Origin of the sequence: Microvirga sp. RSM25, from assembly GCF_044784385.1 — a bacterium.
Lineage (GTDB): Bacteria > Pseudomonadota > Alphaproteobacteria > Rhizobiales > Beijerinckiaceae > Microvirga > Microvirga tunisiensis.
Map to the genome: position 1 here is coordinate 2,084,910 of NZ_CP173039.1, position 24,626 is coordinate 2,109,535.

The following is a 24,626-nucleotide window of genomic DNA, read 5'->3' on the forward strand; positions in this document are numbered from 1 at the left end:
CATCGGACAACATCGCCCCGCCCAAACACTGAATATCACAGCGTTATGTGTCACCATAGCTGTTCGGCGCCTTGGCAAATTGACAACTGCTTCGACACGCTCGGCACCGTTCCCGGGGCGGGAGAGCAAAGTGTATAGAAGATAAAACCCTCGGCCCATACTATACTGGCGCGGTAATACTAAGTTGATAAAGAGGCAAAGTTTCTTGAAGCCTAGAGCTAAATTCCGGTGCGACCCTCCGGACGGGTTGGAGTAAGTTCGATTGATCGGCCAAGATGTGCCCGACCTCGGATCCCCGGTGCTTTGTAGTCCAATACAAATTGCTTGACTCAGTTTCGATCGCGTTCGACCAATGTTACCTTGGCACGAGCATTGCGTATGATCTCCTTTCTATGTGCGGCAAGGCGCACGAAGGCAGATGGGAACAGGATCATAGCCCCTGAAGGACGGCAGATCGTGTTGAGACCAATAGGTTTGAACGCATGGAAACCCCAAGGGATCGGTCAAAGCTATGATGCGAATCGATAGACGACGACTTGGAGCGATCTTAACTTTCGCTACAGTGTTTGTCTGCCTTCTCGGCCTTATCCTCATCCGATATCAGTCGCGTGCTTTGGCAGCCATGGCGACGTCCAACCTCTCTTTTCCGTTTCTACAATGGACGGCTTCCATTCTCGAGCACGAACTCATTCAGTATCGAGGTAGAGTCTACCGAATTGCCGCCTCCAGCCCGCACAATTTCCGAATGCTGGACGATAACACCTTCCGCTTCGAAGTGCGCCAAGGCGATCGGTACAGGTCGCCTTCCTGGACGGATGCGGTTGGCGTCGAGCGCTCGGAGATGGGCGAGACGTCCAACCACGCCCTGTCGGGCAGCGGCAGCCACTTCCATGCCACCTACAAGATGATGATCGAGCCGGGCGCCAAGAACACCGCCCAGTGGCTCGTCACCGGCCAGCTCTTCACCGGCGGCACCCCGCCCTTCGAGATCAAGTTCATGGGCAACGACAAGATGGCCGTGGTGATCAAGAACGGCACCTCGGGCTCGCCCACCGAGAAGACCGTCTACCTCGACAGCTCCGACATCCAGCGCGGCAAGTGGTACGACATGGAGATCGACGTCCAGCTCGATGCCAACGGCAGCAACGGCCACGCCTATGTCTGGCGCGACGGCACCAAGATCGCCAACTACACCGGCAAGATCGGCTACACCAACGCCACCGAGTCGCATTGGGAGATGGGCGTCTACCGCAAGGCGCCGTCCGGCGGCGAGAGCTTCGCCGTCAACTACAAGGACCTCGACCTCACCTACGGAACCGCTGGCCACAGCGATAAAAGCCCCGTCAATCCTTCCGCTAGCAGTGAACAATCGTCCCGTTGAGACACTCTGGCCGTCCGTACCCTGCCGAACTCAAAGCGCGCCAAATGGCCAGCGAGCCGATTGACTGACAACCGCCCTTACTACCTCCGATGTCCCATTTTTCAGGGCCCGATCACGCCAAGGGGGAATTTTATTCTTAGAGCAGACCCGGCATACTTGGATGACTGGACGTTGCCTCACGAATTTTGACAGCAGAAGAAGGCCCAGGAACTTGGCCGGATTTGTCCAAGAACGTGTCAAAGCCTCCCCTGTGAGCAATCATTTGCAACTCAACAGCCGCTCCGTCAAAGAGGTCTCGACAACATGAAGCTTCTCTATGTGACAAGGGAGGCGCCTTATGGCGACAATGAGGGCTTTATCCTTCCTGAAATCGACAGTCATATACAGGCAGGATGGGATGTTTTTGTATGTCCGCTCGATGGCCACAGACTGGTACATCGCATTGAACAGACCGTTCTTGACCGCACGTTGAACAAACTCCTGATAAGTCCGAGCATATGCGCCGGCGCAGTTGCCCAGTTTGTCAAAACACCCCACCTGGCACTTGGCACTCTATGGAAAGTGCTGACGCGCAGCCGTATTAGGCTGCTGCCGCGCAACCTCGCAGTTTGGCCCAAAGGCCTGTGGCTGGGACGCCAGGTCCGACTTCTGGATATCCAGCACATTCATGTTCATTGGATAGCTGTTCCGGCAACAATGGGATTCATTGCCGCTTCTGTCGCCGAGGTGCCGTTCAGCATCACGGCGCATAGATATGACATTGCCCAGGGAAACATGATCCCGACTAAATTCGAAACAGCATCGTTTATTCGTGCGATCGATGAAGGCGGGGCAAGCGAACTGGCGGAGCAAGCCGAGCACAATGAGCATCGCCCCATCATCTTGCGAATGGGAGTGGACATCCCGGAACAGCCTGCACCGCTCCCGCCGGAAGGCGCATTCCGGGGTATCGTTGGCGCCCGTCTCGCCGAGAAGAAAGGCTACGGTTATCTTTTGGAAGCTGTAGCTCTTGCGAAACAAAGGGGTGTTGCAGTCCATATCGATGCATTTGGAGACGGACCGCTCGAGACTGAACTTCGACGCCAAGCCAATCAAAGCGGAATCGGCGATCTGATCACGTGGCACGGGTCAGTCGGACATGAGACCCTCCTGGAGAGAATTCGGTCAGGGAATTACCATTTCGGAGTTCTTCCGAGCGTCACGGCCAAAGACGGAGACAAGGAAGGCATTCCGGTATTCCTCATGGAGGCCATGGCGGCAGGCCTTCCTGTCGTCTCGACCCCGAACGGCGGCATCAGAGAGCTTGTCGTGCCTGGGACAGGACTCCTCGTGGATGAACGAAACAGCGAAGCCATCGCCTCGGCCATGATCCAGCTCGCGCAGAATCCATCTGAGCGGCAGGCCATGGGAGAGGCGGCTCGAAAGAGGATCATCACGGAATTTTCAATAGAAGCGCGCATGAACGAGTTGCGTTCGCTTATCTCTGAAGCGATTTCAGCTGGCGCCGGCTATCGAAAGCTAGCTCCGGAAGTTACCAGAAATGCCGAAGCATCAGTGGTTGATACCAAGTTTTGACGGCGACGCTCTCTCTGAGAAAGATCCGTCGCCCATCTGCTTGCGTACAGAGGTTGGCGAGTTCCCCGTCCAGCGCTGGAATGCATGAGCGAACGAACTCACTTCAGAATAGCCCAGCAGCCAAGCGATTTGCGAAATGGATAGACTGCTGTTCTGCAGGTATCGATTAGCCATGTCAGAACGAAGTTCTTCCAGGATTGTACTGAAAGTCTGACCTTCGTCGGCGAGCCGCCGAGACAACGTACGAACACTCATTCCTAGGTCGCTCGCAATATTGTTGATGGTCATTGTCCCCTGCGGCAACCGGGGAGTGATTGCATTTTCAACACGTGTGCGAAGTGACTGACGCCTGACTTGTCGCCCTGAAATTGCATCTTCGTAATAGTCGACAAGGAACTTATTCAGGTACGGATCAGCAAAAATGAGTGGAAGCCTCGCTTCCTGTGCTTCGAAGGAAATGCAGTCCTTAGCCGCTCCGAAATCCAAAGCGCATCCAAAGTAGCGCTCCATTTCAGCCACATCACCTTCGTGCTGGTGGAGGAAACCGACATATAAGGGAATGAGTTCGCGCCCCGTGAAGAGACGGCTCAAACGAAGACCGGCTGTCATCCAGAACTCTATTTGGTGACGATCCAGGAGTCTTCGGATACCGACATACTCGAATTCGATCGTAAAGGCACTTTGCCCCCGGTGAAGCTGAACTCCTTCATTGATGATGGAACAATACCGGGATGCACGATCGAATGCATCGCCAAGCGTCTCGGACGAAGCCATGACGTGGAAGATAGGCCCTGCCTCTCTCAGGTCGGAATCTCTGGCCAGGTGGAAGCCGAGCAGATCGTCTCCGAGAGTCTCCGCGGCAAGCTGCAGGAATTCGATCTGACTACGAACGGACACTCGGGCATCAGGTTCGCTCAGGATATTTTCCGCGATGCCGGATTTTCTGAACAGGGATATTACGTCGGTTCCTGCTTGGACGACGCGCTCGGCGGCAAGCCTCGTTAGCACTCCGGACGCGGTTGGGAGTTGAGCTATATCCTTTCGTGCCGCATGAATTATCGGACCCTCTGGCATTGGTCGGTCCTATAGCAGTAGGAAATATTCGCTCTTTTGATCGATACTGACAAGATAGTTCGTCGCACTACTGGACGGGAGCAACAAAACAATCAGGCCTACTACACTCTTTTTCTTGGTGTCAGTTGGGTGAACGAAGAGGCTCGATCAGGTGCGAATGCGGGAAAAACTTTTCGCTCGAGGAGCGATCAAGAGCCGGTTCGAGATGAATGCTTTTCTTCCGTTGCGGCATCGGTGAAGAAAAAGCCAATGGTGCGATGCTCCGCCTAGAACACGTGCAATAGGAATTGACGCCAGCCTCAAACTTCAATTCCGGGAGTTCCGCTCACAGGTGCAACGACTTGCCCGATCATGTTGCGCTGAAGACCGGGTGCTCTGACGATGCGAATGCCAGAAGAGATCCGCCTCATCTCGTATCCGTGGTCAAATGAGAGACGACGAACAGCCTCTCGCTCCCCGAATCTCGTAAGTCGACCTCAGGCGATTCTCTGCTCGCCGATTCAGGGCTGGCGGCTCGTATGCCTTACTGTCGGCGGCGGTCCTCCACATCATTCCCAAAGTGATGCCAAGCTTTGGACATAGTCTCGGTTCGATCCGGAAGACTGGCACGAATTGCCAAAGAACTGTCATCATATCACAAGACGGGCCAATCCCGCTCTGTGTATTCGGATTACATGCACTTGAACAATTATGAATAGTGCATACCCGCCTCATGTCTTCCTATGTCTTCCCAGACATTCCAGTAAATATCTCAGTCACCTGTAAAAAATACTGCCTGCATCACTGAGGCGGGCCAAATAATTATACATCAAAAAAACCTATCTATTCAGATAGGTAACGTAGGGGTTTAACCAATGTCTTATTCAGCCACATCGTGGAAGCCGGACATCTATGAGAGCGACGCGTTCTCTTTGGATGGATATAACTGGCGTGTCGCCGGCGACGAAGCCCATAGCTTCAAGTCCGACGGCAGCAATTACCGCTTCGAAGTGCGTCAGGGCGACCGTTTCAGCGCCTCCTATTGGACGGATGCGGTTGGTGTCGAGCGCTCGGAGATGGGCGAGACGTCCAACCACGCCCTGTCGGGCAGCGGCAGCCACTTCCATGCCACCTACAAGATGATGATCGAGCCGGGCGCCAAGAACACCGCCCAGTGGCTCGTCACCGGCCAGCTCTTCACCGGCGGCACCCCGCCCTTCGAGATCAAGTTCATGGGCAACGACAAGATGGCCGTGGTGATCAAGAACGGCACCTCGGGCTCGCCCACCGAGAAGACCGTCTACCTCGACAGCTCCGACATCCAGCGCGGCAAGTGGTACGACATGGAGATCGACGTCCAGCTCGATGCCAACGGCAGCAACGGCCACGCCTATGTCTGGCGCGACGGCACCAAGATCGCCAACTACACCGGCAAGATCGGCTACACCAATGCCACCGAGTCGCATTGGGAGATGGGCGTCTACCGCAAGGCGCCGTCCGGCGGCGAGAGCTTCGCCGTCAACTACAAGGACCTCGACCTCACCTACGGAACCGCTGGCCACAGCGACACCGCTCACTCGGGCTCGACGCCAACTCCTGCTCCGACGCCGACGCCGACGCCGACCCCTACGCCTACGCCTACGCCTACGCCCACGCCGACTCCGACGCCTGGGGCGATCAATGGCACCGACGCCGCGAACACGCTGAACGGCACCTCGGCCAGCGAGACGATCAACGGGTATGGCGGCAACGACACCCTGAACGGCAAGGGCGCCAACGACGTTCTGACCGGCGGCGCGGGCCATGACGTCTTCGTGTTCGACACCTCGCCGAAGAGCAACGTCGACAAGATCACCGACTTCCTCCCCGGCACGGACAAGATCCACGTGGAGAACGCGGTATTCGCCGGCGGCGACGTCAGCTGGGGCTCGCTCGCGTCATCCATGTTCAAGATTGGCGCAAAGGCGACCGACTCGTCCGACCGCTTCATCTACAACAAGGACACCGGAAGCCTGTACTTCGACAAGGACGGGACTGGCTCCAAGGCTCAGGTCGAGTTCGCGAAGCTTGACACGAACCTCAAGCTGACGGCAGCCGACTTCTACATCCTCTAATCGTTCTAAGACGAAGCGGCCCTCGTGTTGACGAGGGCCGCTTTCTTATTCCGCTCATCGGCGGCGATCCAGGGAACAGCCGCGCCTTAAAGGCCAGGCCTCGCGGCGACATTCAGCGCGGTGGCAAGGTTCCCGCTTCTCGTGCGGTTGATATCGAGCACTGCATCACGGATCTTGCTGGGCCGTGCCCATGTCGAACGAGCGATCAACAACACTCCATCGACGTGCTGAGCAATGATAAGCGCATCGGCGGCGGTTTCGATCGACGGAGCGTCGATAATGACCAAGTCAAACCTTTCCTCGAGTTCCTTGATGACCCGACCCAACTGAGGCGACTGCAGGGGTTGGTCAGGACTGGAGTCCCCGAGTCCTCCACTCGGGATGAGGAAGCATGAGGACTGAGAATCCATCTGAACCACAGACATCGTCACAACCGGTGTCGGCGAGAGCAGCATCTCGCTTATACCCTCATCGTTGTTGATCCCCATCTTGGAATGCAGGCTCGGGTTGCGGAGATCGCAGTCCAGAAGAACAACTTTGAGCCCTGCTCGCGCAGCGTCCCTCGCCAGCGACAGGGCAATGGTCGTCCGCCCCTCGCGCCGTTGTGTTGACGTCACAAGCAGCGACTTGAACCCCGCCCCTCGATTGAAGGTCAGCTGCAGGGATATGCGCAGCCGCCGGATCGCTTCGGAATAGTCCGACAGGGGACGCGCGTAGATCAAATTCTCGGGCTGCAGCCCTTTCGTCTTCGCCCGTCTCGAGTCTGGGATAGCTCCGACGTTTGGAGCGCGAGAGACGGCCTCCAATTCATCGACAAACTTGATGTTTTCCGGGTAGTTGTCGCGCGCATACCCAACTCCGACCGCAAGAGCGATGGCTGCGAGGCTTCCGATGACAACCAGCAGGGACCGTGGAGGAAAGCTCCTGTTCGGTGGAATTCCGGCCTCAGCCACGACATACACGCTCGGAGCGACCGTATTGCGTTGCTGCGCTGCCGCTTTCAATCGACCGAGATATTCCTGATAGAGCTGCCGCGTCGTTGCGGCCTCCTGTTGAAGCCGGAAGAGCTGAACGGAGTTGTCGGTTGAGAGATCGGACTCTTGCACGACCTGCTTCAGCTCTTGTCGGAGGGTGGAGACCTGGCTGCCACTTGCCTCCGATTGCCGCCGAAGGTTTTCGACGTGCTTGCTGCTGATGGATCGCAGCTGGGAGTTGGTCAAGTCGATACGCTGCCGCAATCCCGATAGATCCGCTTCATCTTCGCTAGGACGTTGGACCCGCTGCTCGAGCGAGCGACGCTGCTCATCCAGAAGCACGATATCAGGAGCCTCAAGCAGCTTTCCCAGAGCTGCATAGTTTCCAGATGCAAGGAGACTATCAGCGTCTCTAAGTTTTGCCGCCTGAGAGCCGGCCTCGCGAATAGCAGCCGCAATGTTGGCCTGAAGCCGGTCAATGCCACGACGAGGGGCATCATCGCTGGATTGCGATCCTTGCATAAGTGCGAAGGCTTTGATCTGAGATTCCGAGCGGCGCAATTCCTCGCCGAGATCGGCAACGCGCCGCGAAAGCGCAGTTTCCGCATGCCCTGCTGCACCGAGCTTGGCATTGATCTGCTCACTGATATAGGTGTTGGCATAGGCATTCGCCAGCCGAGCGGCGTCCTTGGGATCATTGATAGTGATATCCAACGCGACCACGCTCGTCAGCCCGCGCCTGCGAACGTTTGTAATCTTCTGCAAGGCCACGGCCGCACGGGTAACCGCCGGATCGTCGTCGGCAGAAGTATCCTTTGTCTGCGTGGAACCCGGTGTGGTTGCTTCAGTCTGCTTGACGGACGGATCGCCTGGCGCTGGCATGAACTTTTTCAAATAATCCGAGATCCCGCCTGTCGGCGACGGCGAGGAGGACGGCTTTTCTACAAACCTCGAATCCTCGGTTAGATTAAGCCGCCTTACCACCTGCTGTGCGACTTTCATCGACTGCATGACTTCGACTTCGCCATCGACGTTCAGTGTGTATCCGGAAACACTAGGCCCTGGGGTACGCTCATCGCTCCCATCAACAGCCAGAAGCGCTGTTGCCGTGAACTGCGGCGGGAGCATCAGGACGATACCGACGGTCAGAACAGATAAAAGAACGCTCAGTATGGCGACGAGCCAAATCTGGCGACGAACAGCACCAAGCACCTTACGGATGATTTCAAGATTGCCTTTGGGCTTTTGCCGCTCGGCGGAACTATGCTCTCCGTGAGATTGAATCTCCTGAGCGCCATTTCCAGCACCTTCAGGCTCCAATTTCTCCACTGTCGGCTGAAATGTCTTGAATGCAGTCTGACGCGCTCCCCCGACCACGAACGGCGTCTGATAGGATTGCCCGTCCGTGCCGGCCGCATGCCCTGGAGGGGACGTCGTTGCGCCAAGATCAGGAATGACATTAGTCTCTTGATATTTCATGCCTGTCGGCCTGCCTGATCATGATGAGATTTGAGCGGATCGATGCCTTTAGTTGCTCGGGACCTTTGCCGAAATGCACGGCGATACCTCGCGATCCAAAGCCATGAAGTATTCGTCCAGCAGAGTGGCATCGAGAACGGTTCTCCCGTTCGAAAGCAAGTCGGCCTACATTGCCCCATCGCTGGGACCAATGCCATAATCAGGTTTGCACAACTCGGAGCTACAACGATAGTTAGGTAACGACTGTCCTGGAGTACCCCGAAATATCCGACAACTTATTCCAGACCCGGACAGCTCTTTGTAATCCGCAGATTGGATAGCTTCTGCGGAATTTTCGGCATTGCGTGACCCGGATGCGAGCAAATGTCCCATCGACCGTTTCGGAATGAGGACCGGCTTTCCAGCGCAGCAGCCAGACGATCGACGAAGCGCATTGACGCGGGCGGATTCAGGACGAGCTTCAGCTCCCCTTCAATACCAGTGCCAAAGTTGTCGTATTGCTTCCCCGCTGTGTCTGCCACGGCAATGCGCCCAGAGGCAGAACCTGTATAGCTGGCTTCTCTTTCCGAACTCTCGCGAGAGCACGGAATGGGGCCGCCTATGGCAGAGCCATTTGATCGGACGGGTTTTCCGTCAGGATAGAAATCGTGGAGGAGAATGGTGCCGTCTCTTTGGAGAAGCGGCAGCGCTAGGCTAAGCTCCTCATAGACGGCCCATGCATCATGATCGCCATCCAGGAAGATCAGATCGTAACGCTCCTGCGCCGCCTTCATATAATCCTGGCTCGACCCTCGACGAAACTCGATCTGCTCGGCGAAGCCGAGATCTTTCGCGCATCCTGTGGGACCTGTGGGAAGGCCCACTCGTTGCCAAGCCCCTTGCTTAGGATCATTGACGTCAAAAATGTCTATGGTTGTCAGCTTTCCACCCTGCTGCAGCCGCTTCAGCGCAGCCGCAATGTAAATCGCGGATGTTCCAATATGGGTTCCGATCTCGAGCACCCTTTGGGGACGTAAAGACATTACGAGGGAATAAATGGCGCGTCGGTCACCGGGATTGACGCCCATGTTGAGTTCCCCCTCTCGGTAGAGAGTGGAAATGGCCCTGTGATCTTCGTCCCAGGCCTTGGCGATTTCGGGGTCCGAGAAGCCGCGGGAGAGATCGACGGATGAAAACGATCGCAAGTTCCTCGCATCAAAAGTCCTTACGGGCACTTTCTGCAGACGGATCTTCCCTCTGAGTTCAAAGTACTGGTTCGTGATCGATTTCGGCAGAACCGCCTTGACTGTTTGCTTCAACATTATCTGCGTCCCCGAATTGACAGCTTTTAAATAAGATTTCATCAGCGTCAGGAGATCTCGGCTGAGGCAGGACTTAAGCGCTGCATTTTTTGAGCCTGGAGACCCGACGCTCTCTCGTTGCGTGGGTGTGTCGGAGAAGTGGAGCGGGTGGGACGGTGCTGCCCCGCCGCCGAGCGAGGTGGCTCCTCGTCGTCGCCTGCTTCACCCGCAATAGAGGCAGTTTAGTCGCGCGCCGCTATGGCGCTAGAGTGCTTTCAGGGGTAGCTCCATCGGAAGGGACGCGTTTCGCGCGCCCCATATCCGGTCCAATGCCACAGCTCACCTGATGTTCATGAAGGACATCGCCTCAGGGCTCTCTGCTTGGTCGATACCACGCTGCCGCCCTCTCCTGCACCGACCCCGCACCGACAAGGCCTAGCTCCAGCTCGTTACGGACAAGGTTGTTCAGGAGATCGCCGCGCACGAACGGAGAGACCTTACTCAAGGTAACCGAAACCTGCGTCAACGCCGGATGTTGTAAAGGCGGACCCGGTGTTGTAAAGGCACACTCGCGTCTTAAGTCGCGCGTTCCTCTTAATCTTGGAGCGCCTGCGCGAGGCGCTGGATCGATCCAGGCGACACATCCAGCAGGTCTGAGCGCGATGCCGCCGGATGTGCCAAGTGTTCCTGCCCTCGATCGACAGGTTTCCCGGCCAGAATTCGCATTGATGCGGCCTTAGGCGGGCGCCTCACGGATGTCAGTTTCGATTAGATAAGTGGATGTGGCGATGAATGCTCCCGCGCCGAAAGTCTCGTTCGTATCCCTGGGCTGCCCGAAGGCCCTGGTCGATTCCGAGCGTATCATCACCCAACTTCGCGCCCAAGGTTACCAGCTGACCAAGGAGCATGACGGGGCCGACGTGGTGATCGTCAACACCTGCGGCTTCCTCGACAGCGCCAAGGCCGAGTCCCTTGAGGCCATCGGCGAGGCCATGGCCGAGAACGGCAAGGTCATCGTCACCGGCTGCATGGGCGCCGAGCCCGAGCAGATCCGCGACCAGTTCCCGAACGTTCTGGCGATCACCGGCCCGCAGGCCTACGAATCCGTGGTCTCGGCCGTGCATCAGGCCGTGCCGCCGGCCCATGACCCCTTCGTGGACCTCGTGCCGCCTCAGGGCGTGAAGCTGACGCCGCGCCACTACGCTTACCTGAAGATTTCCGAGGGCTGCAACAACCGCTGCTCCTTCTGCATCATCCCGAAGCTGCGCGGCGATCTCGTCAGCCGTCCCATCGCCGACGTGCTGCGCGAGGCCGAGAAGCTCGCCAAGGCCGGGGTCAAGGAACTCCTGGTGATCTCGCAGGACACCAGCGCCTACGGCCTCGACATCAAGTACCAGCCGAGCCTCTGGAAGGACCGGGAGGTCCGCACCCGCTTCTTCGAGCTCGCCAAGGAGCTGGGCGATCTCGGCATGTGGGTGCGCATGCACTACGTCTACCCCTACCCGCACGTGGACGAGGTCATCCCTCTGATGGCCGAGGGCAAGATCCTTCCCTATCTCGACATTCCCTTCCAGCACGCCTCGCCGCGCGTGCTGAAATCCATGCGCCGCCCGGGCAACCAGGAAAAGACCCTGGAGCGCATCCGCAAGTGGCGCGAGATCTGCCCGGACCTCGCCATCCGCTCGACCTTCATCGTCGGCTTCCCCGGCGAGACGGAGGAGGACGTGGACTTCCTCATGCAGTGGCTGAAGGACGCCAAGATCGATCGCGCCGGCTGCTTCCAGTACGAGCCGGTGCAGGGCGCGCCTGCCAACGACATCGCCGGCGCCGTTACGCCGGAGGAGAAGGAAGAGCGCTGGCACCGCTTCATGCAGACCCAGCAGAAGGTCAGCGCCAGGATCCTCAAGAGCAAAGTCGGCAAGACCCTGCCGGTCATCATCGACGAGCAGGGCGCGACGGTCGCGACCGGCCGCACCAAGTACGACGCCCCCGAAATCGACGGCGTCGTCTATGTGGCCTCGCGCCAGGCGCTCAAGTCCGGCGAGATCGTGAACGTGAAGATCGAGGCTTCAGACGAGTACGACCTGCACGGGACGGTGGTTTAAGCAACCCGCAGGCCCTTTGAGACGCCCTCCCCGTCATCACCGGGCTTGTCCCGGTGATCCCGATGGCGTAAGGCGCTGCGCTCTTCCGATCGGGATGGCCAGCCTCGTGCCGGCCATGACGGCAGTGGGAGCGCTCAGGCGTCTGTGATCTGCGCACTCCTGATCACCCGAACGCCCGCGCCTTCCAGCTCCCGCCGCGCCTTCCCGAGCGACCCGTTCGTATCGATGGCCCTCGCGGCATCCTCGATCAGGTAAGTCTCGAATCCGGCTTCGGCCGCATCGAGCGCGGTCCAGGCGACGCAGAAATCCAGCGCGAGCCCGGCGCAGAAGACGCGGCGGAATCCGCGCTCCTTCAGATAGCCCTCAAGCCCCGTCGAGGTCCGCCGGTCCGCTTCCTTGAAGCCGGAATAGCTGTCGATCCCCGCATTGTAGCCTTTGCGGATGACGAGCTGCGCGTGCGGGATATCGATGTCACGCGAGATCTCGGCGCCTGAGGTTCCCTGCACGCAATGATCCGGCCAGAGCACCTGCGGACCGTAATGCAGGTCGGTCATCTCGAAAGGCTGCTTGGCGGGGTGACTTGAGGCGAAGGAGGCGTGCCCTTCCGGATGCCAGTCCTGCGTCAGCACCACATGGCGGAAGCGTTTGGCGAGCCGGTTGATCGGCGCGATCACCGCATCGCCATCGGGCACGGCCAGCGCGCCGCCCGGCAGGAAGTCGACCTGAACGTCCACGACGATGAGAACGTCGTTCTCACCCGGCTTGATGATCGCCCGCTCGGGCATTCCTGATCCTCTGAAATTCCAACGATGAATATAGAGATCGCAAAGCAAAGGGCAGCCGGTCGCCCGACTGCCCTCGTTTCAGTTCAAGCATATGAGAGCTTATTGCGGGATCTTGTCGTCGATGCCCTTCACGTAGAAGTTCATGCCGAGGACCTGCTCGTCGGAGAGCGCGCCGTTGCCCTTGCACTCGATCTCCTTGCCGTCTTGGCCGATGACCGGGCACTTGAACGGGTTGAGCTGGCCGGACTTGATGGCGGCTTCGGTGTCCTGAGCCATCTTCTTCACGTCGTCGGGCATGTTCTTGTAGGGCGACATCACGACCATGTGGGCGTTGATCCCGCCCCAGGTGTCTTCCGACTTCCAGGTGCCGTCGAGAACCGCCTTGGTGCGGGCGACGTAGTAGTCGGACCAGTTGTCGGTGATGGCGGTCAGCTGGGCCTTCGGGGCGAAGCGCTCCATGTCGGAGGCCTGGCCGAAGCCGAAACGGCCGCGCGCCTCGGCGGCCTGGATCGGCGCCGGGCTGTCGGTGTGCTGGGCCAGGATGTCCACGCCCTGGTCGAGCAGCGCCTTGGCGGCATCGCCTTCCTTTGCGGGATCGTACCAGGAGTTCGCCCAGACGACCTTGATCTTGACGTTCGGGTTCACCGACTGCGCACCCAGGAAGTAGGCGTTGATGCCGGAGATCACTTCCGGGATCGGGAAAGCGCCCACATAGCCGATGACATTGGACTTCGTCATCTTGCCGGCGATCACGCCGGTGACGTAGCGGCCCTCATGGAACTTCGCCGCGTAGGTCGAGAGGTTCGGGGAGCGCTTGAAGCCGGTGGCGTGCTCGAACTTGATGTTCGGGTACTTCTTGGCGACCTTCACGGTCGGCTCCATGAAGCCGAAGGAGGTCGTGAAGATCAGGTCGTGGCCGGTGCGGGCGAGCTGCTCGATGGCGCGCTCGGAATCGGCCTCCGGCACGCTCTCCACGAAGGTGGTCGTCACCTTGCCCGGAAAGGCCTTCTCGATGGCCTGACGGCCCTGATCGTGCTGATAGCTCCAGCCGAAGTCACCAACGGGACCTACATAGATGAAGCCGACCTTGATCTTGTCCTTCGCCTGCGCGAATGCGCCGGTCGCGGACAGAGCCAGGACCGCTGCCCCCGCAACAGCTCCGAAGAGTTTCCCTGAAAACATGCTCGTTCCCTCGAGTTTGGATTTCCAACATTCCGTCGCAGGTCTGAAGGCTTCTGGCAAGAATTCCTCTGCCTACACTTTGGTCAGATTAACACCAGTTTGCTCACCGGTCAGGCACGAACGGCACCCCTAAGGAACCGGGCGCTCCGATGGCCCTGCCACGGCGCAGGGACAGGAGCAGCAGGGCGATGATCGTTGCAAGATACGGCACCGCCGACAGGACCTGGGGCGGCACTCCGAACTGAGCGGCCTGGGCGTGGAGCTGCAGCACGGTCGCCGCCCCGAAGATATAGGCGCCAATCAGCAGCCAACCCGGCCGCCAGGCCGCGAAGACGACGAGCGCCAGGGCGATCCAGCCGCGCCCGGCCGTCATGCCGGGCGACCAGAACCGGGTATAGACGAGGGCGAGATAGGCCCCCGCCAGACCCGAGCAGGCGCCGCCGAAAAGGATGGCCCAGAGGCGCACGCGCCAGACCGGCAGGCCCAGGGCATTGGCCGAGGTGTGGTTCTCGCCGATCGAGCGGAGGGTCAGGCCGGAGCGGCTCCGGGTGAGATAGAGCGCAACCACAATGGTGAGCGCGATGGACGCGTAGACGAAGAGGTCCTGCTCAAAAAACAGGCGGCCGATCACCGGGATGTCGCTCAGGACCGGGATGTCGAGCGGGGCGACGGGATCGCGCCTCGCGCCGACGAAGGGGGCGCCGATCAGACCGGACAGGCCGAGGCCGAAGATCGTCACCGCCAGGCCCGATCCGACCTGGTTCGCGGCAAAGCCCAGCACCACGAGGGCGAACAGGGCCGCCATCAGGATCCCGGCGAGCATTCCGGCGGCGACGCCGAGCAGAGTCGAGTCGAAGGTGACGGCGGCGGCGAAGCTGCAGGCCGCCCCCATCGCCATCATGCCCTCGACACCGAGGTTGAGCACGCCGGAACGCTCCGTCACCAGTTCGCCCAAGGCCGCGATCAGCAGCGGCGTGGACGCCGTCACGATGGTGAGCAGGATGGCCTCGAAAGTAGTCATTTGCCCCCTCCCCGTGTGACGAAACGAATGCGGTAGCTCACCAGCGCATCGGCCGCCAGCACGCAGAGCAGCAGGATGCCCTGGAAGGCCTGCGTGAGATCGAGCGGCAGCTTCAGCATGATCTGCGCACTCTCGCCGCCGATGAAGGTCAGCGCGACGACGAGGGCTGCGACCAGGATGCCGATGGGGTTGAGGCGACCTAAAAAGGCAACCGTGATGGCGGTAAAGCCGTAGCCGGGCGAGATCGAGGGCTGGAGCTGGCCGATCTGGCCCGTGACTTCGGAGATGCCGGCAAGGCCGGCCAGGCCGCCCGAGATGGCAAAGACCGCCATCGTGGTCGCCTTCGAACTGAAGCCCGCAAACCGCGCCGCGCGGGGTGCGTCGCCGGTCAGCTTCAGCCGGTATCCGAACAGCGTCCGCCCGAGGATCACGGCCGTGAGCAGGACCGCAACAGCCGCAAACACGGCTCCGTAGTGGACGCGCCCGCCCTCGAGGATGGGATGAAGCGTCGCCGACGGGTCGAAGGTCACCGATTGCGGGAAGTTGAAGCCCTTCGGATCGCGCCAGGGGCCGCGGACCAGATAGTCGAGAATGAGCTGAGCCACATAGACCAGCATGAGGCTGGTCAGGATCTCGTTGACGCCGAACCGGGTCTTCAGGAAGGCAGGGATCAGCCCGTAGAGCGCGCCGCCGATGATCCCGAGCAGCAGCATGAGCGGCAGCACCCAGAAACCGGCCTCCGTGCCGTGGGTCTTGAGCGCAAGCCAGCTGCCGAGCACGGCGCCGATCACGTATTGGCCTTCCGCGCCAATGTTCCAGAGATTGGCGCGAAAGCAATAGGACAGGCCGATGGCGATGAGCGCCAGCGGCGTCGCCTTGACGAGAAGCTCCTGCAGCGCCCAGGGGTCGCTCAAGGGCTGGAGCACATAGACGTCGAAGGCCGCGATGGGCGAGCGCCCCATCAGCCAGATGACGAAGCCCGCGATGAGGAAGGCGGTGACGAAGGCGGCGACCGGAGCCAGCGCCCGCATGACCGGCGAAACGCTCGCACGAGGCGTCAGCTCAAAGCGCATGAGCGCCCCCTGGGGCTTGTGCAACGCCGAGCATTTCGAGGCCGACGGCTTCCTTGGTCCATTCGCCGACCGGCTTCAGCGGGCTCAAATGCCCCTGATGGATGACGGCCATCCGGTCCGCCACCTCGAACAACTCATCGAGATCCTGGCTGACGACGACGACGGCGCTGCCCGCCCGGGCGAGGTCGACCAGAGCCTGGCGGATCAGGCGCGCCGCGCCCGCATCGACACCCCAGGTCGGCTGGTCGACGATGATCAGCTTGGGCTTGCGGATGATCTCGCGGCCGATGACGAATTTTTGCAGGTTGCCGCCGGAGAGCTTGCGGGCCTGCGGATCGCCCTCGGGCGTGCGCACGTCGAAGCTCTGGACGATGGAGCGGGCGAGCCGCTTGGCGGCGTTGACCAGGATGAAGCCCGAACGGCTCACTTCCGCTGCTGCGTGGGAGATCAGGGTGTTCTCGCTCAGGCGATGACTCGGCGCTGCCGCGTGGCCCAGGCGCTCCTCCGGCACGAAGGCGGCGCCCAGGCGGCGCCTCGCGTCGATGCCGATCGTGCCCGACGGCTTCCCGGCGATGACGACGGCATCCGTCCGGTCCGCCAGCCGCTCGCCCGACAGGGCTGCGAACAATTCGCTCTGCCCGTTGCCCGCAACACCAGCGATGCCGACGACCTCGCCGGCGCGGGCCACGAGATCGATCTCGCGCAGAGCCTGCCCGTGCAGTCCGGCCGCCGGCATGGACAGGCGCGAGACCTTGAGCATCTCGCCTTGGACGTGATGCGGCGCATCGGTGCGAACCTCGCCAATCTCGTTGCCGACCATGAGGGCTGCAATTTCCCTGGCGCTCTTCGCGCGCGGATCAATGGTGGCGACGACGCGCCCGGCCCGCAGAATCGTGGCCCGGCGGCAGAGGCGGCGCACCTCCTCGAGCTTGTGGGAGATGTACAGGATGGAGCAGCCCTCGGCCGAGAGCCGGTCCAGGGTGGTGAAGAGATGTTCGGCTTCCTGCGGCGTGAGGACCGAAGTCGGCTCGTCCAGGATCAGCAGCCTCGGATTCTGAAGCAGGCAGCGGACGATCTCGATGCGCTGGCGCTCGCCGGCGGACAGGGTCCAGACCGCCCGGTCGGCATCCAGCGCCAGACCATAGGTCCGGCTGATCTCGCCAAGCTTGCTGCGAACGGTGGATAGGCTCCAGTCGCCGGACAGCGCCACGGCGATGTTCTCCGCGACCGTCAACTCGTCGAACAGCGAGAAGTGCTGGAACACCATGCCGAGGCCGAGATTGCGCGCCTCAACCGGAGAGCCGATCGAAACGGGCCGGCCCTCCCACCGGATTTCGCCGGCGCTCGGTTCGATGACGCCGTAGAGGATCTTGACCAGCGTCGACTTGCCCGCACCGTTCTCGCCCAGCAGGGCGTGGATCTCGCCCGGCTCGATGGCCAGATCGATTCCGTCATTGGCGAGAAGGTCGCCGTAGCGCTTGCTGATCCCTTGAAGTTCGACGAGGGGTGGCCCCGATGATGATACGTCTGCCTTCACACAAGCGACTCTGACTTAAGGGTTGCAGCCGGGTAGGAATTTGCACATGGATGGCCGCCCGCGCGGCTCTTGGCAAGGGCCGCGCGGGTGTGCGCTTCCGTTGTGGAACGATCATAGGGAAGCGGCGCGCCGGTCGGCAATGCCGAATCCGTGGTTTATTGTGAGTCCGCGAACCGTCCACAACCTAGAGCATTCTTCGGCTAAGCGGATGCGGTTCGCCATTGAAAATGTGGCACAACAAAAGAGAGATGCTTCCGCGCAGGTGGAAACAGATCTCGTGGTGAGAGAGCCCCGTGACCGAGAACACCTATGACATCGCCGTCGTCGGCGCCGGAGCCGTGGGCCTGAGCGCCGCGCTGGCCTTTGCTCGCGACGGCTACAGGACCGTTCTCATCGGTGGCCTGGACGTGCGCCGCGACGGACGAACCGTCGCCCTGCTCAACGGTTCGGTCCGGTTTCTGGAGGCGCTGGGCGTCTGGCCCGCGATCGCTTCCGTTTCCGCGCCGCTCGAAACCATGCGCATCATCGATGACACGGGCAGCCTGTTCCGTCCGCCGCCGGCCGCCTTCCGGGCCGGCGAGATCGGCCTCGACGCCTTCGGCTGGAACATCGAGAACGTGGCTCTCGTCGAGAAGCTCGCCGAGGCAGCCCGTACGTCCGAAAGCCTGACTCTCGTGCCGGATTTCGCGACCGGCTTCGCAACGGACGATGCGGGAGCCTCCATCATGCTGGCCGACGGCACCGCCATCCGGGCCGGTCTCGTGATCGCGGCGGATGGGCGGAATTCCAAGCTGCGCCAGATCGCCGGGATCGGCACCCAAACCTGGTCCTATCCGCAATCGGCCGTAACGGTGATCCTGGCCCATGACCGGGGGCACCGGGAAACCTCGACCGAGTTCCACACCCGCCACGGACCCTTCACCCTGGTGCCCCTGCCCGGCCGCCGCTCGAGTCTCGTCTGGGTCACGGGCAAGGACGACGCGGAGCGCCTGTCGACCCTCGACGACGCGGCCCTGGCTCTTGCCATCGAGCGGCAGGCGCAGTCGCATCTCGGCGCCATGCGCATCGACGGTCCGCGCGGGCTGGTGCCCATGAGCGGCCTGTCGGTCAATCGCTACTGGTCGCGAAACCTCGCGCTCGTCGGAGAAGCGGCACACGTTTTCCCGCCCATTGGAGCCCAAGGCCTCAATCTCGGCTTTCGCGATGTCGCCTACTTGAGAGACGCCGTCGTCGATGGAGGTGACGAGGGTCATCCCCCGGTTCTGACGAGACCCTGACCCGCTATCAGCGCGGCCGGGATCTCGATGTCCGCCTGCGCACGGCGGCGGTCGACGGTCTCAACCGGACGCTTCTCACCGGCATGATCCCGACCGACTTCCTGCGCGGCGCCGGCCTCCTGGCCTTGAGCAACATCGGCCCTCTGCGCCGGATCGTCATGCGCGAAAGCGTGCTCCCCCGCGTCGGCGTGCCCCGACTGATGCAGGGCGTGTCATCGGTCTAGGATTCCCCTTGTGAGCCATGCGGCCGCTGTCTAGACATCTCGCCGACTGCCACCTCGATGACTTTGCGCCAATTGTTGAAGGGCTTCAAAGTCACCACGGATCAGGGCCTCCTTCTTGGCTCGTGACCAGCCTTTGATCTGCCGCTCATATGCAATCGCATCGGTAATTTGATTGAAATGGGCGGAGTATACGAGCGCAACGGGCCGACGGTTGGCTGTGTACCCTCCAAAAGTCCCTTGATCGTGTTGGCTGATACGCGTCTCCAAGTCATCAGAACGGCTCGTTCCGACGTAGTAACTGCCGTCCGCACAACGAAGAATGTAAAACCAACAGCCGGCCATGATCGATGTGCCTCCAAGCTCTCACCGATGATGTCCATTATTATATTGAAATAACGTTGTTCAAAAACCTCTGCCTCGCAGACGCTCCCGATAGCCTCATCCTGAGGAGCGAAGCGTCTCGAAGGACGAGGCGTCTCCAGAGTGCAATGGATCCTCCTTCGAGACGCAGCCTAAGGGCTGCTCCTCAGGATGAGGGTGAACGGGTAGATGTTGCTCTCAACGGCGTCGGCTTGAACCCTCACGGAAACAGATCGTAGGGCAACGCCCCGGTTTTCGTGGTGAGATAGAGAACGCCCGTCAGCGTGAACATCGACACCAGCGTGCCGACGAGGACGCAGGCCGAGGCGCGCTCCACGCCCACATTGTACTGGGTCGAGATGACGAAGATGTTCAGGGCGGGCGGCAGCGCCGCCATGATCATGGCCGCGTAGGTCCAGGACGGGCCGAAATCGCCGATGGCGGAGAGCACCACCCAGACCAGAAGCGGGTGCAGGATCAGCTTGATGAACACCAGCGCTGGCACCTCGCCGGGCATCTTGCGCAGGGGTCTCAAGGCCACGGTCACGCCGAGGATGAACAGGGCGCAGGGCGCGGCGGCCCCAGAGAGCCAGGTGACCATCTGATCGGCGGGCCCCGGCAGCTGCAGATGCAGGTAGCTCGCGGTGATGCCGATGGCCGTGGCGACGTTGAAGGGGTGGGTCACCACGCGCCAGACGATCCGGCGGATCGTCGCCGGCAGGCTGAGCCTGTCCAGACCCGCCATCGACATCAGCAGCGGGACCACGGAGAACAGGAACAGGTTGTCGAAGACGAAGATCAGGACGACCGGGGCGCTGGCCGAAGCGCCAATCGCCGCGAGGATGAGCGGCGGTCCCATGTAGCCGATATTCGAATAGGACCCGGCAACGCCCTGCATGACCGATTGCGGGAGGTCCCTGGTGTAGCGCCAGCCCGTCGCGAACGAGAGAACGAAGGCGCAGAAGGTCGAGAAGGTGGTGGCGGCGATGAACGGCCAGTTCGCCAGTTCATCCAGAGGCTTGTCGGCGATGAGCCTGTAGAACAGGCAGGGCAGCGCCACGTAGATCAGGAAGAACTGCATCCAGGCGAGCCCGGCCTCAGGCTGCTTCACCACCTTGCCGCAGAAGAAGCCGAGCCCGATGAGGCCGAAGAAGGGGGCAAGGAGGTTGAACAGCCCGATCAGGTCGGACATCGGCGGCTCCGAATGGAAGGCAGGTGACAGCGATGGCAGGCCTGAGGTGAGAGCTTCTTCTGGCAAGGTTCCAACCTTGCGACAATCCCACCTTTCGGAAGGCCCGCAGTCCTGGAATGCAGGGCTCCGCCCTCCAAGGGCTGCGCTCTCTCGATTGTGACGAGCCGCCGATTTGGAGAATCCGGCCAGGATCTCTATATGAAGATCAAGGAGTTAAGACCATGAAAGCGAGTTCAGCAAAATTCGCGCTCGGCCAAGTGGTTCGGCACCGGGTCTTCGATTTCAGGGGGCTCATCTTCGACGTCGACCCAGAATTCGACAACACGGAGGACTGGTGGCTGTCGATCCCTGAGGAAGTCCGGCCCCACAAGGACCAGCCCTTCTACCACCTCTTCGCCGAGAACGCGGAAACCGAATACATCGCCTACGTTTCCGAGCAGAACCTCCTGCCCGATCATTCCGATGAGCCTCTGCGCAATCCGATGATTGCCGAGATGTTCACCCGGGATAAGAATGGCAGCTACAAGGCCCATCCGATCCTGGCCAACTGAGATCCTCGTCAAGCCGAACGAAAACGCCGGGCTGTTGAGCCCGGCGTTTTCGTTTGTTCGATGCCTCGAGTCTTACGGCTTGGGAGCAGCCGGAGCCGGAGCGCCCGGAGCGGCGGCAGCGCCCGGAGCAGCAGCACCGCCACTCTGGAGCATGCGCTGACGCATCTCTTCGCTCTTCTTCTGCAACTCTTCCTGGAGCTTCTTCTGCTGCTCTTCGAGCACCTTCGGGTCGATCGGAGGACCGTCGAAGGCCTTGCCGAAGCCTGCCGCCGGAACGGCGAAGGTGATCTCGCGGCCCATCTGGTTCTGGACGCTGACGTTCAGGTTGGCGCCCTTCTTGATGGCGGCGATGAAGTCGTCCTTCACCTGAGCCTCGGCGAAGCAGCCGTTGGGCAGGCACATCACATAGCGGCCGGGGGTCGCCTGACCCTGGTCGACGGCAAAGCGCAGGCCGGGCTGCAGGAGCAGGCCGAGCGGCATCACGAAGCGGACGACCTTCTGCGGCTGCTGGCCCTTCACGTCATAGACGGCGAGAGCGAGAACCGGCTGGCCCTGATCCGACACGAAGTCGCGGGTGGTGTAGCAGATCTCGGTGTTGGTGTTCTGGTCCTTGCCGCAGACCTTGGTCCATTCCGGCTGGGACGGCTCGGCCTTCACGGTCACGACCGTGGGGCCGGCATTCTGCTGCGGCTGGGCGCCTGGAGCCGGCTGCTGGGCCGGAGCGGCGGGACGGGCAGCCGGGGCGGCGGGCCTCGGAGCGGGAGCGGTCTGAGCCAGAACGGGTGCGCTCACCAGAAGGGCCAGAGCTGTTGCCAGGCCACGGGTCCCCCCCAGGCTCGCGAAGCGTGTCGCGAATGACATGTCGTTAGATCCTCTTCAGTCGAAAGATCGGCTTTCGAATAGGCCGTTTATCCGGCGTGTTCTTAACCTGCGATGACGGGGTCCAAATCCTTGCCTAATGTGGCGAAGACAAGACGTGTGGCGCTCCTTTAACCTTTCGTGTGCTAGGTTTCCAGTCACCTGAGGTAAATTTCTGTACAACATTGCCCAGGTAAGTGCCGTCTTGCACCGGGAGAGCCATGGGCCGCTGGCTTATACGGAATCTGCTGCTTGCTGTTGCGTTTCTCCTACCAGGCTTGGGGCTCGCCGCCGCCTCCGAGCAGGGGATGCTGCGTCATGGCATCGCGATGCATGGAGAGCCCGCGCTCGAGCCGGGTTTCGAGCACCTGCCATATGCCAACCCGCAGGCGCCGAGAGGCGGCCGAATCACGCTCGCCCTCCAGGGTACCTTCGACAGCCTCAATCCCCTGATCGTTCTGGGCGTCGCCCCGGACGTGGTGCCGCGCTACGTGCTCCAGAGCCTGATGATGCGCTCGACCGACGAGCCGTTCACGATCTACGGCCTCGTCGCACGCACCGTCGAGATGCCGGAGGACCGGAGCTTCATCACCTTCAACCTCGATCCCCGGGCCCGCTTTTCCGACGGCCATCCTCTGACGGCCGAGGATGTGCGCTTCTCGTTCGAGGCCCTGAAAAAGTACGGCAAACCCTTCCACCGCTCGAGCTTCGGGCAGGTCAGATCGGTCGAGATCCTGGACCCGCACCGCATCCGGTTCGATCTGTCCGGCTCGAACGACCGGGAATTGCCGCTGCTCATCGGCATGACCATGCCGATCTTTCCCGCCCATGCCACCAGGATTGAGACCTTCGACAAGACTTCTCTCACCCCGCCCATCGGCTCCGGCCCTTATGCTCTGACGGAGGTCAGGCCGGGCGAACGGGTCGTCCTGACCCGCCGCAACGATTACTGGGGCGAGGATCTGCCCATCACCCGCGGGCTCTACAACTTCGACGAGATCCGATACGATTTCTATCGCGATGCCAACAGCTTGTTCGAGGCTTTTAAGGCGGGACTTTACGATTTCAGAATCGAGGGCGACCCTGGCCAGTGGGCCACGGGCTACGACATTCCCGCCGTCAGGGAGGGCCGCATCGTCCGGGACACCATGTCGACCCGGCTGCCGAAGGGCATGAACGGCTTCGTCTTCAACACCCGAAAACCCCTGTTCGCCGATGTCAGGGTCCGGGAGGCCATCGGCTACCTGTTCGATTTCGACTGGGTGAACCGCAACCTGTTCTTCGGCCAGCTGACCCGCTCCGACAGCTATTTCTCCGGTTCCGACCTCGCCTCCACCGGCAGGCCCGCCGATGAAAAGGAGCGCGCCCTGCTGGCGGCGTTTCCCGGCGCCGTCCGCGATGACATCCTCGAAGGCCGGTGGGAGCCGCCCGCCGGCGACGGATCAGGCCGGGACCGGGACATGGCGCGGCGCGCCCTCGCCCTCCTGTCCGAGGCGGGCTGGGTTCTCGAGAACGACGTCCTGCGCAAGAAGGGCAGCGGAGAGCCCTTCGCCTTCGAAATGCTGGTCAATTCCCGCTCGCAGGAGCGGCTCGCTCTCAACTTCTCGCAATCCCTGAGCCGTATCGGCATTCAGGCGCGGGTGCGCCTCGTCGACGACGTGCAGTACTGGCGCCGTCTCGCCCGCTTCGACTTCGACATGGTGCAGTGGCTCTGGGCCGGGACGCCCTCCCCGGGCAACGAGCAGCGCAACCGCTGGGGCTCGACTGCGGCCGGGCGGAGCGGCTCGCACAACCACGCCGGGGTCGCCTCGCCTGCGATAGACCACCTCATCGACGCCCTGCTGGAGGCCAGAAGCCGGGAGGATTTCGTCTCCGCCGTTCGCGCCCTCGATCGGACGCTTCTATCAGGCTTCTATGTGGTTCCTCTTTTTTACCTGAAAGATCAATGGCTTGCCTATCGCAGCGACCTGAAACGGCCGGACAGGACGCCGCTCCTGGGGACCAGTATCGATACATGGTGGCGTCAGCTGCACTAACCCGAACGGGCAGTGCATACCCCTATTGTTGAGCTTCCATTCATGTAGATGATGAAACAAATGCTGCGCTTCGACGTTAGTTGAGCACCTCCAGTCTCATCCGTCGCGTCCAACCGCAGGGTATCGTCATGAACGCAATGCCGAAGGTCCTCGTCGTCGACAATGGCGAACGTGCTCCCGACGGCGCCCTGTCCGCAGAGTTGGCCGGCATGGGATATGCGAGCGTCACGACCCCCTTCGAGGCGGCTGACGACGTTCTGGCCCTGATCCCGAGCCCGGCTGCCGTGGTGCTTCAAATGCCGCGCCAGGCCGGATGGGCCGAGCGCCGCCGCTTCATGGAACTCGCCAGCCGCCTGCGCAAGAATCTGGCGGAGAGCGGGACGCCCGTCATCATCACGGGTGGCGTGAACGGGGCCGCCACGATGCTCCAGAACCAGCTCAGCATGCACGCCGTCGCGGCGCCGGATCTCTGACACACGCCCATCCCAATCAGGCTCAGGCGGCTCTCGGAAGCCGCCGCATTCCTCTGCTTGCTTCCTGCAGTTGTGGTCCTGAGAGTCTGGCTCTGG

18 protein-coding genes and 1 pseudogene are annotated in these 24,626 nt (G+C 61.1%); 8 read left to right on the forward strand and 11 right to left on the reverse strand.

The genetic code is table 11. The features are described from left to right. Positions 1 to 745: 745 nt before the first annotated feature. Both ACD578_RS09805 and ACD578_RS09810 read left to right on the forward strand, forming a co-directional pair. Positions 746 to 1,381, forward strand: coding sequence for a heparin lyase I family protein (locus ACD578_RS09805; RefSeq protein WP_404292645.1), 636 nt, complete (start codon positions 746 to 748; stop codon positions 1,379 to 1,381). 303 nt (positions 1,382 to 1,684) lie between these two features. Further along, on the forward strand, positions 1,685 to 2,956 hold the full coding sequence (locus tag ACD578_RS09810) for a glycosyltransferase (RefSeq protein ID WP_404292647.1): 1,272 nt from the start codon (positions 1,685 to 1,687) through the stop codon (positions 2,954 to 2,956). Here the strand turns inward: ACD578_RS09810 and ACD578_RS09815 are convergent. Continuing rightward, positions 2,933 to 4,030, reverse strand: a complete 1,098-nt coding sequence (locus ACD578_RS09815) for an AraC family transcriptional regulator (RefSeq protein WP_404292649.1) — start codon at positions 4,028 to 4,030, stop codon at positions 2,933 to 2,935. The two genes, ACD578_RS09810 and ACD578_RS09815, sit on opposite strands and share 24 nt — an antisense overlap. Positions 4,031 to 4,884: 854 nt before the next feature. Between ACD578_RS09815 and ACD578_RS09820 the strand changes: the two genes are divergently transcribed. After that, positions 4,885 to 6,123: a heparin lyase I family protein gene (locus tag ACD578_RS09820; protein ID WP_404292651.1), complete on the forward strand. Its 1,239-nt coding sequence runs from the start codon at positions 4,885 to 4,887 to the stop codon at positions 6,121 to 6,123. Between the two features lie 86 nt (positions 6,124 to 6,209). Here ACD578_RS09820 and ACD578_RS09825 read toward each other — a convergent pair whose 3' ends face one another. Together ACD578_RS09825 and ACD578_RS09830 are read right to left on the reverse strand one after the other, a co-directional pair. Next, entirely contained in the window at positions 6,210 to 8,576 is a 2,367-nt protein-coding gene (locus ACD578_RS09825; protein WP_404292652.1) for a GumC family protein, read from the reverse strand. Positions 8,577 to 8,851: 275 nt separating this feature from the next. Next, complete coding sequence (locus ACD578_RS09830; protein ID WP_404292653.1) at positions 8,852 to 9,877, reverse strand: O-methyltransferase; 1,026 nt, start codon at positions 9,875 to 9,877, stop codon at positions 8,852 to 8,854. Between the two features lie 767 nt (positions 9,878 to 10,644). Between ACD578_RS09830 and rimO the strand changes: the two genes are divergently transcribed. After that, positions 10,645 to 11,961, forward strand: coding sequence for a 30S ribosomal protein S12 methylthiotransferase RimO (gene rimO, locus ACD578_RS09835; RefSeq protein WP_404292655.1), 1,317 nt, complete (start codon positions 10,645 to 10,647; stop codon positions 11,959 to 11,961). A gap of 134 nt (positions 11,962 to 12,095) precedes the next feature. On the opposite strand, the gene pncA is transcribed toward rimO, so the two are convergent. The 5 genes from pncA to ACD578_RS09860 form a co-directional block, all read right to left on the reverse strand. Beyond that, complete coding sequence (pncA, locus tag ACD578_RS09840) at positions 12,096 to 12,746, reverse strand: bifunctional nicotinamidase/pyrazinamidase (RefSeq protein WP_404292657.1); 651 nt, start codon at positions 12,744 to 12,746, stop codon at positions 12,096 to 12,098. A gap of 99 nt (positions 12,747 to 12,845) precedes the next feature. After that, entirely contained in the window at positions 12,846 to 13,928 is a 1,083-nt protein-coding gene (locus tag ACD578_RS09845) for a BMP family ABC transporter substrate-binding protein (RefSeq protein ID WP_404292659.1), read from the reverse strand. A gap of 103 nt (positions 13,929 to 14,031) precedes the next feature. Continuing rightward, positions 14,032 to 14,949, reverse strand: a complete 918-nt coding sequence (locus ACD578_RS09850) for an ABC transporter permease (protein WP_404292660.1) — start codon at positions 14,947 to 14,949, stop codon at positions 14,032 to 14,034. After that, complete coding sequence (locus ACD578_RS09855) at positions 14,946 to 16,022, reverse strand: ABC transporter permease (RefSeq protein ID WP_404292662.1); 1,077 nt, start codon at positions 16,020 to 16,022, stop codon at positions 14,946 to 14,948. The genes ACD578_RS09850 and ACD578_RS09855 overlap by 4 nt, the downstream gene beginning before the upstream one ends. Then, positions 16,012 to 17,559, reverse strand: a complete 1,548-nt coding sequence (locus tag ACD578_RS09860; protein WP_404292664.1) for an ABC transporter ATP-binding protein — start codon at positions 17,557 to 17,559, stop codon at positions 16,012 to 16,014. Before ACD578_RS09860 ends, ACD578_RS09855 begins: the two co-directional genes overlap by 11 nt. 293 nt (positions 17,560 to 17,852) lie before the next feature. On the opposite strand from ACD578_RS09860, the pseudogene ACD578_RS09865 reads away from it, so the two are divergent. Continuing rightward, a pseudogene (locus ACD578_RS09865) lies at positions 17,853 to 19,060 on the forward strand (UbiH/UbiF family hydroxylase). Between the two features lie 30 nt (positions 19,061 to 19,090). Here ACD578_RS09865 and ACD578_RS09870 read toward each other — a convergent pair. Further along, a complete protein-coding gene (locus ACD578_RS09870; protein WP_404292666.1) occupies positions 19,091 to 19,402 on the reverse strand; it encodes a GIY-YIG nuclease family protein in 312 nt (103 codons plus the stop codon). A gap of 238 nt (positions 19,403 to 19,640) precedes the next feature. Further along, positions 19,641 to 20,612 (reverse strand): AEC family transporter, encoded by a 972-nt coding sequence (locus ACD578_RS09875; RefSeq protein WP_404292667.1) that lies wholly within the window; start codon positions 20,610 to 20,612, stop codon positions 19,641 to 19,643. A 221-nt stretch (positions 20,613 to 20,833) separates the two neighbouring features. On the opposite strand from ACD578_RS09875, the gene hspQ reads away from it, so the two are divergent. Further along, entirely contained in the window at positions 20,834 to 21,163 is a 330-nt protein-coding gene (hspQ, locus tag ACD578_RS09880) for a heat shock protein HspQ (RefSeq protein ID WP_404292669.1), read from the forward strand. A 72-nt stretch (positions 21,164 to 21,235) separates the two neighbouring features. Here the strand turns inward: hspQ and ACD578_RS09885 are convergent, their stop codons facing one another. Further along, positions 21,236 to 22,024 (reverse strand): invasion associated locus B family protein, encoded by a 789-nt coding sequence (locus tag ACD578_RS09885; RefSeq protein WP_404292671.1) that lies wholly within the window; start codon positions 22,022 to 22,024, stop codon positions 21,236 to 21,238. 218 nt (positions 22,025 to 22,242) lie between these two features. On the opposite strand from ACD578_RS09885, the gene ACD578_RS09890 reads away from it, so the two are divergent. After that, entirely contained in the window at positions 22,243 to 24,057 is a 1,815-nt protein-coding gene (locus ACD578_RS09890) for an extracellular solute-binding protein (protein WP_404292673.1), read from the forward strand. A 128-nt stretch (positions 24,058 to 24,185) separates the two neighbouring features. After that, positions 24,186 to 24,530, forward strand: coding sequence for a hypothetical protein (locus ACD578_RS09895; protein ID WP_404292675.1), 345 nt, complete (start codon positions 24,186 to 24,188; stop codon positions 24,528 to 24,530). Positions 24,531 to 24,626: the final 96 nt, after the last annotated feature.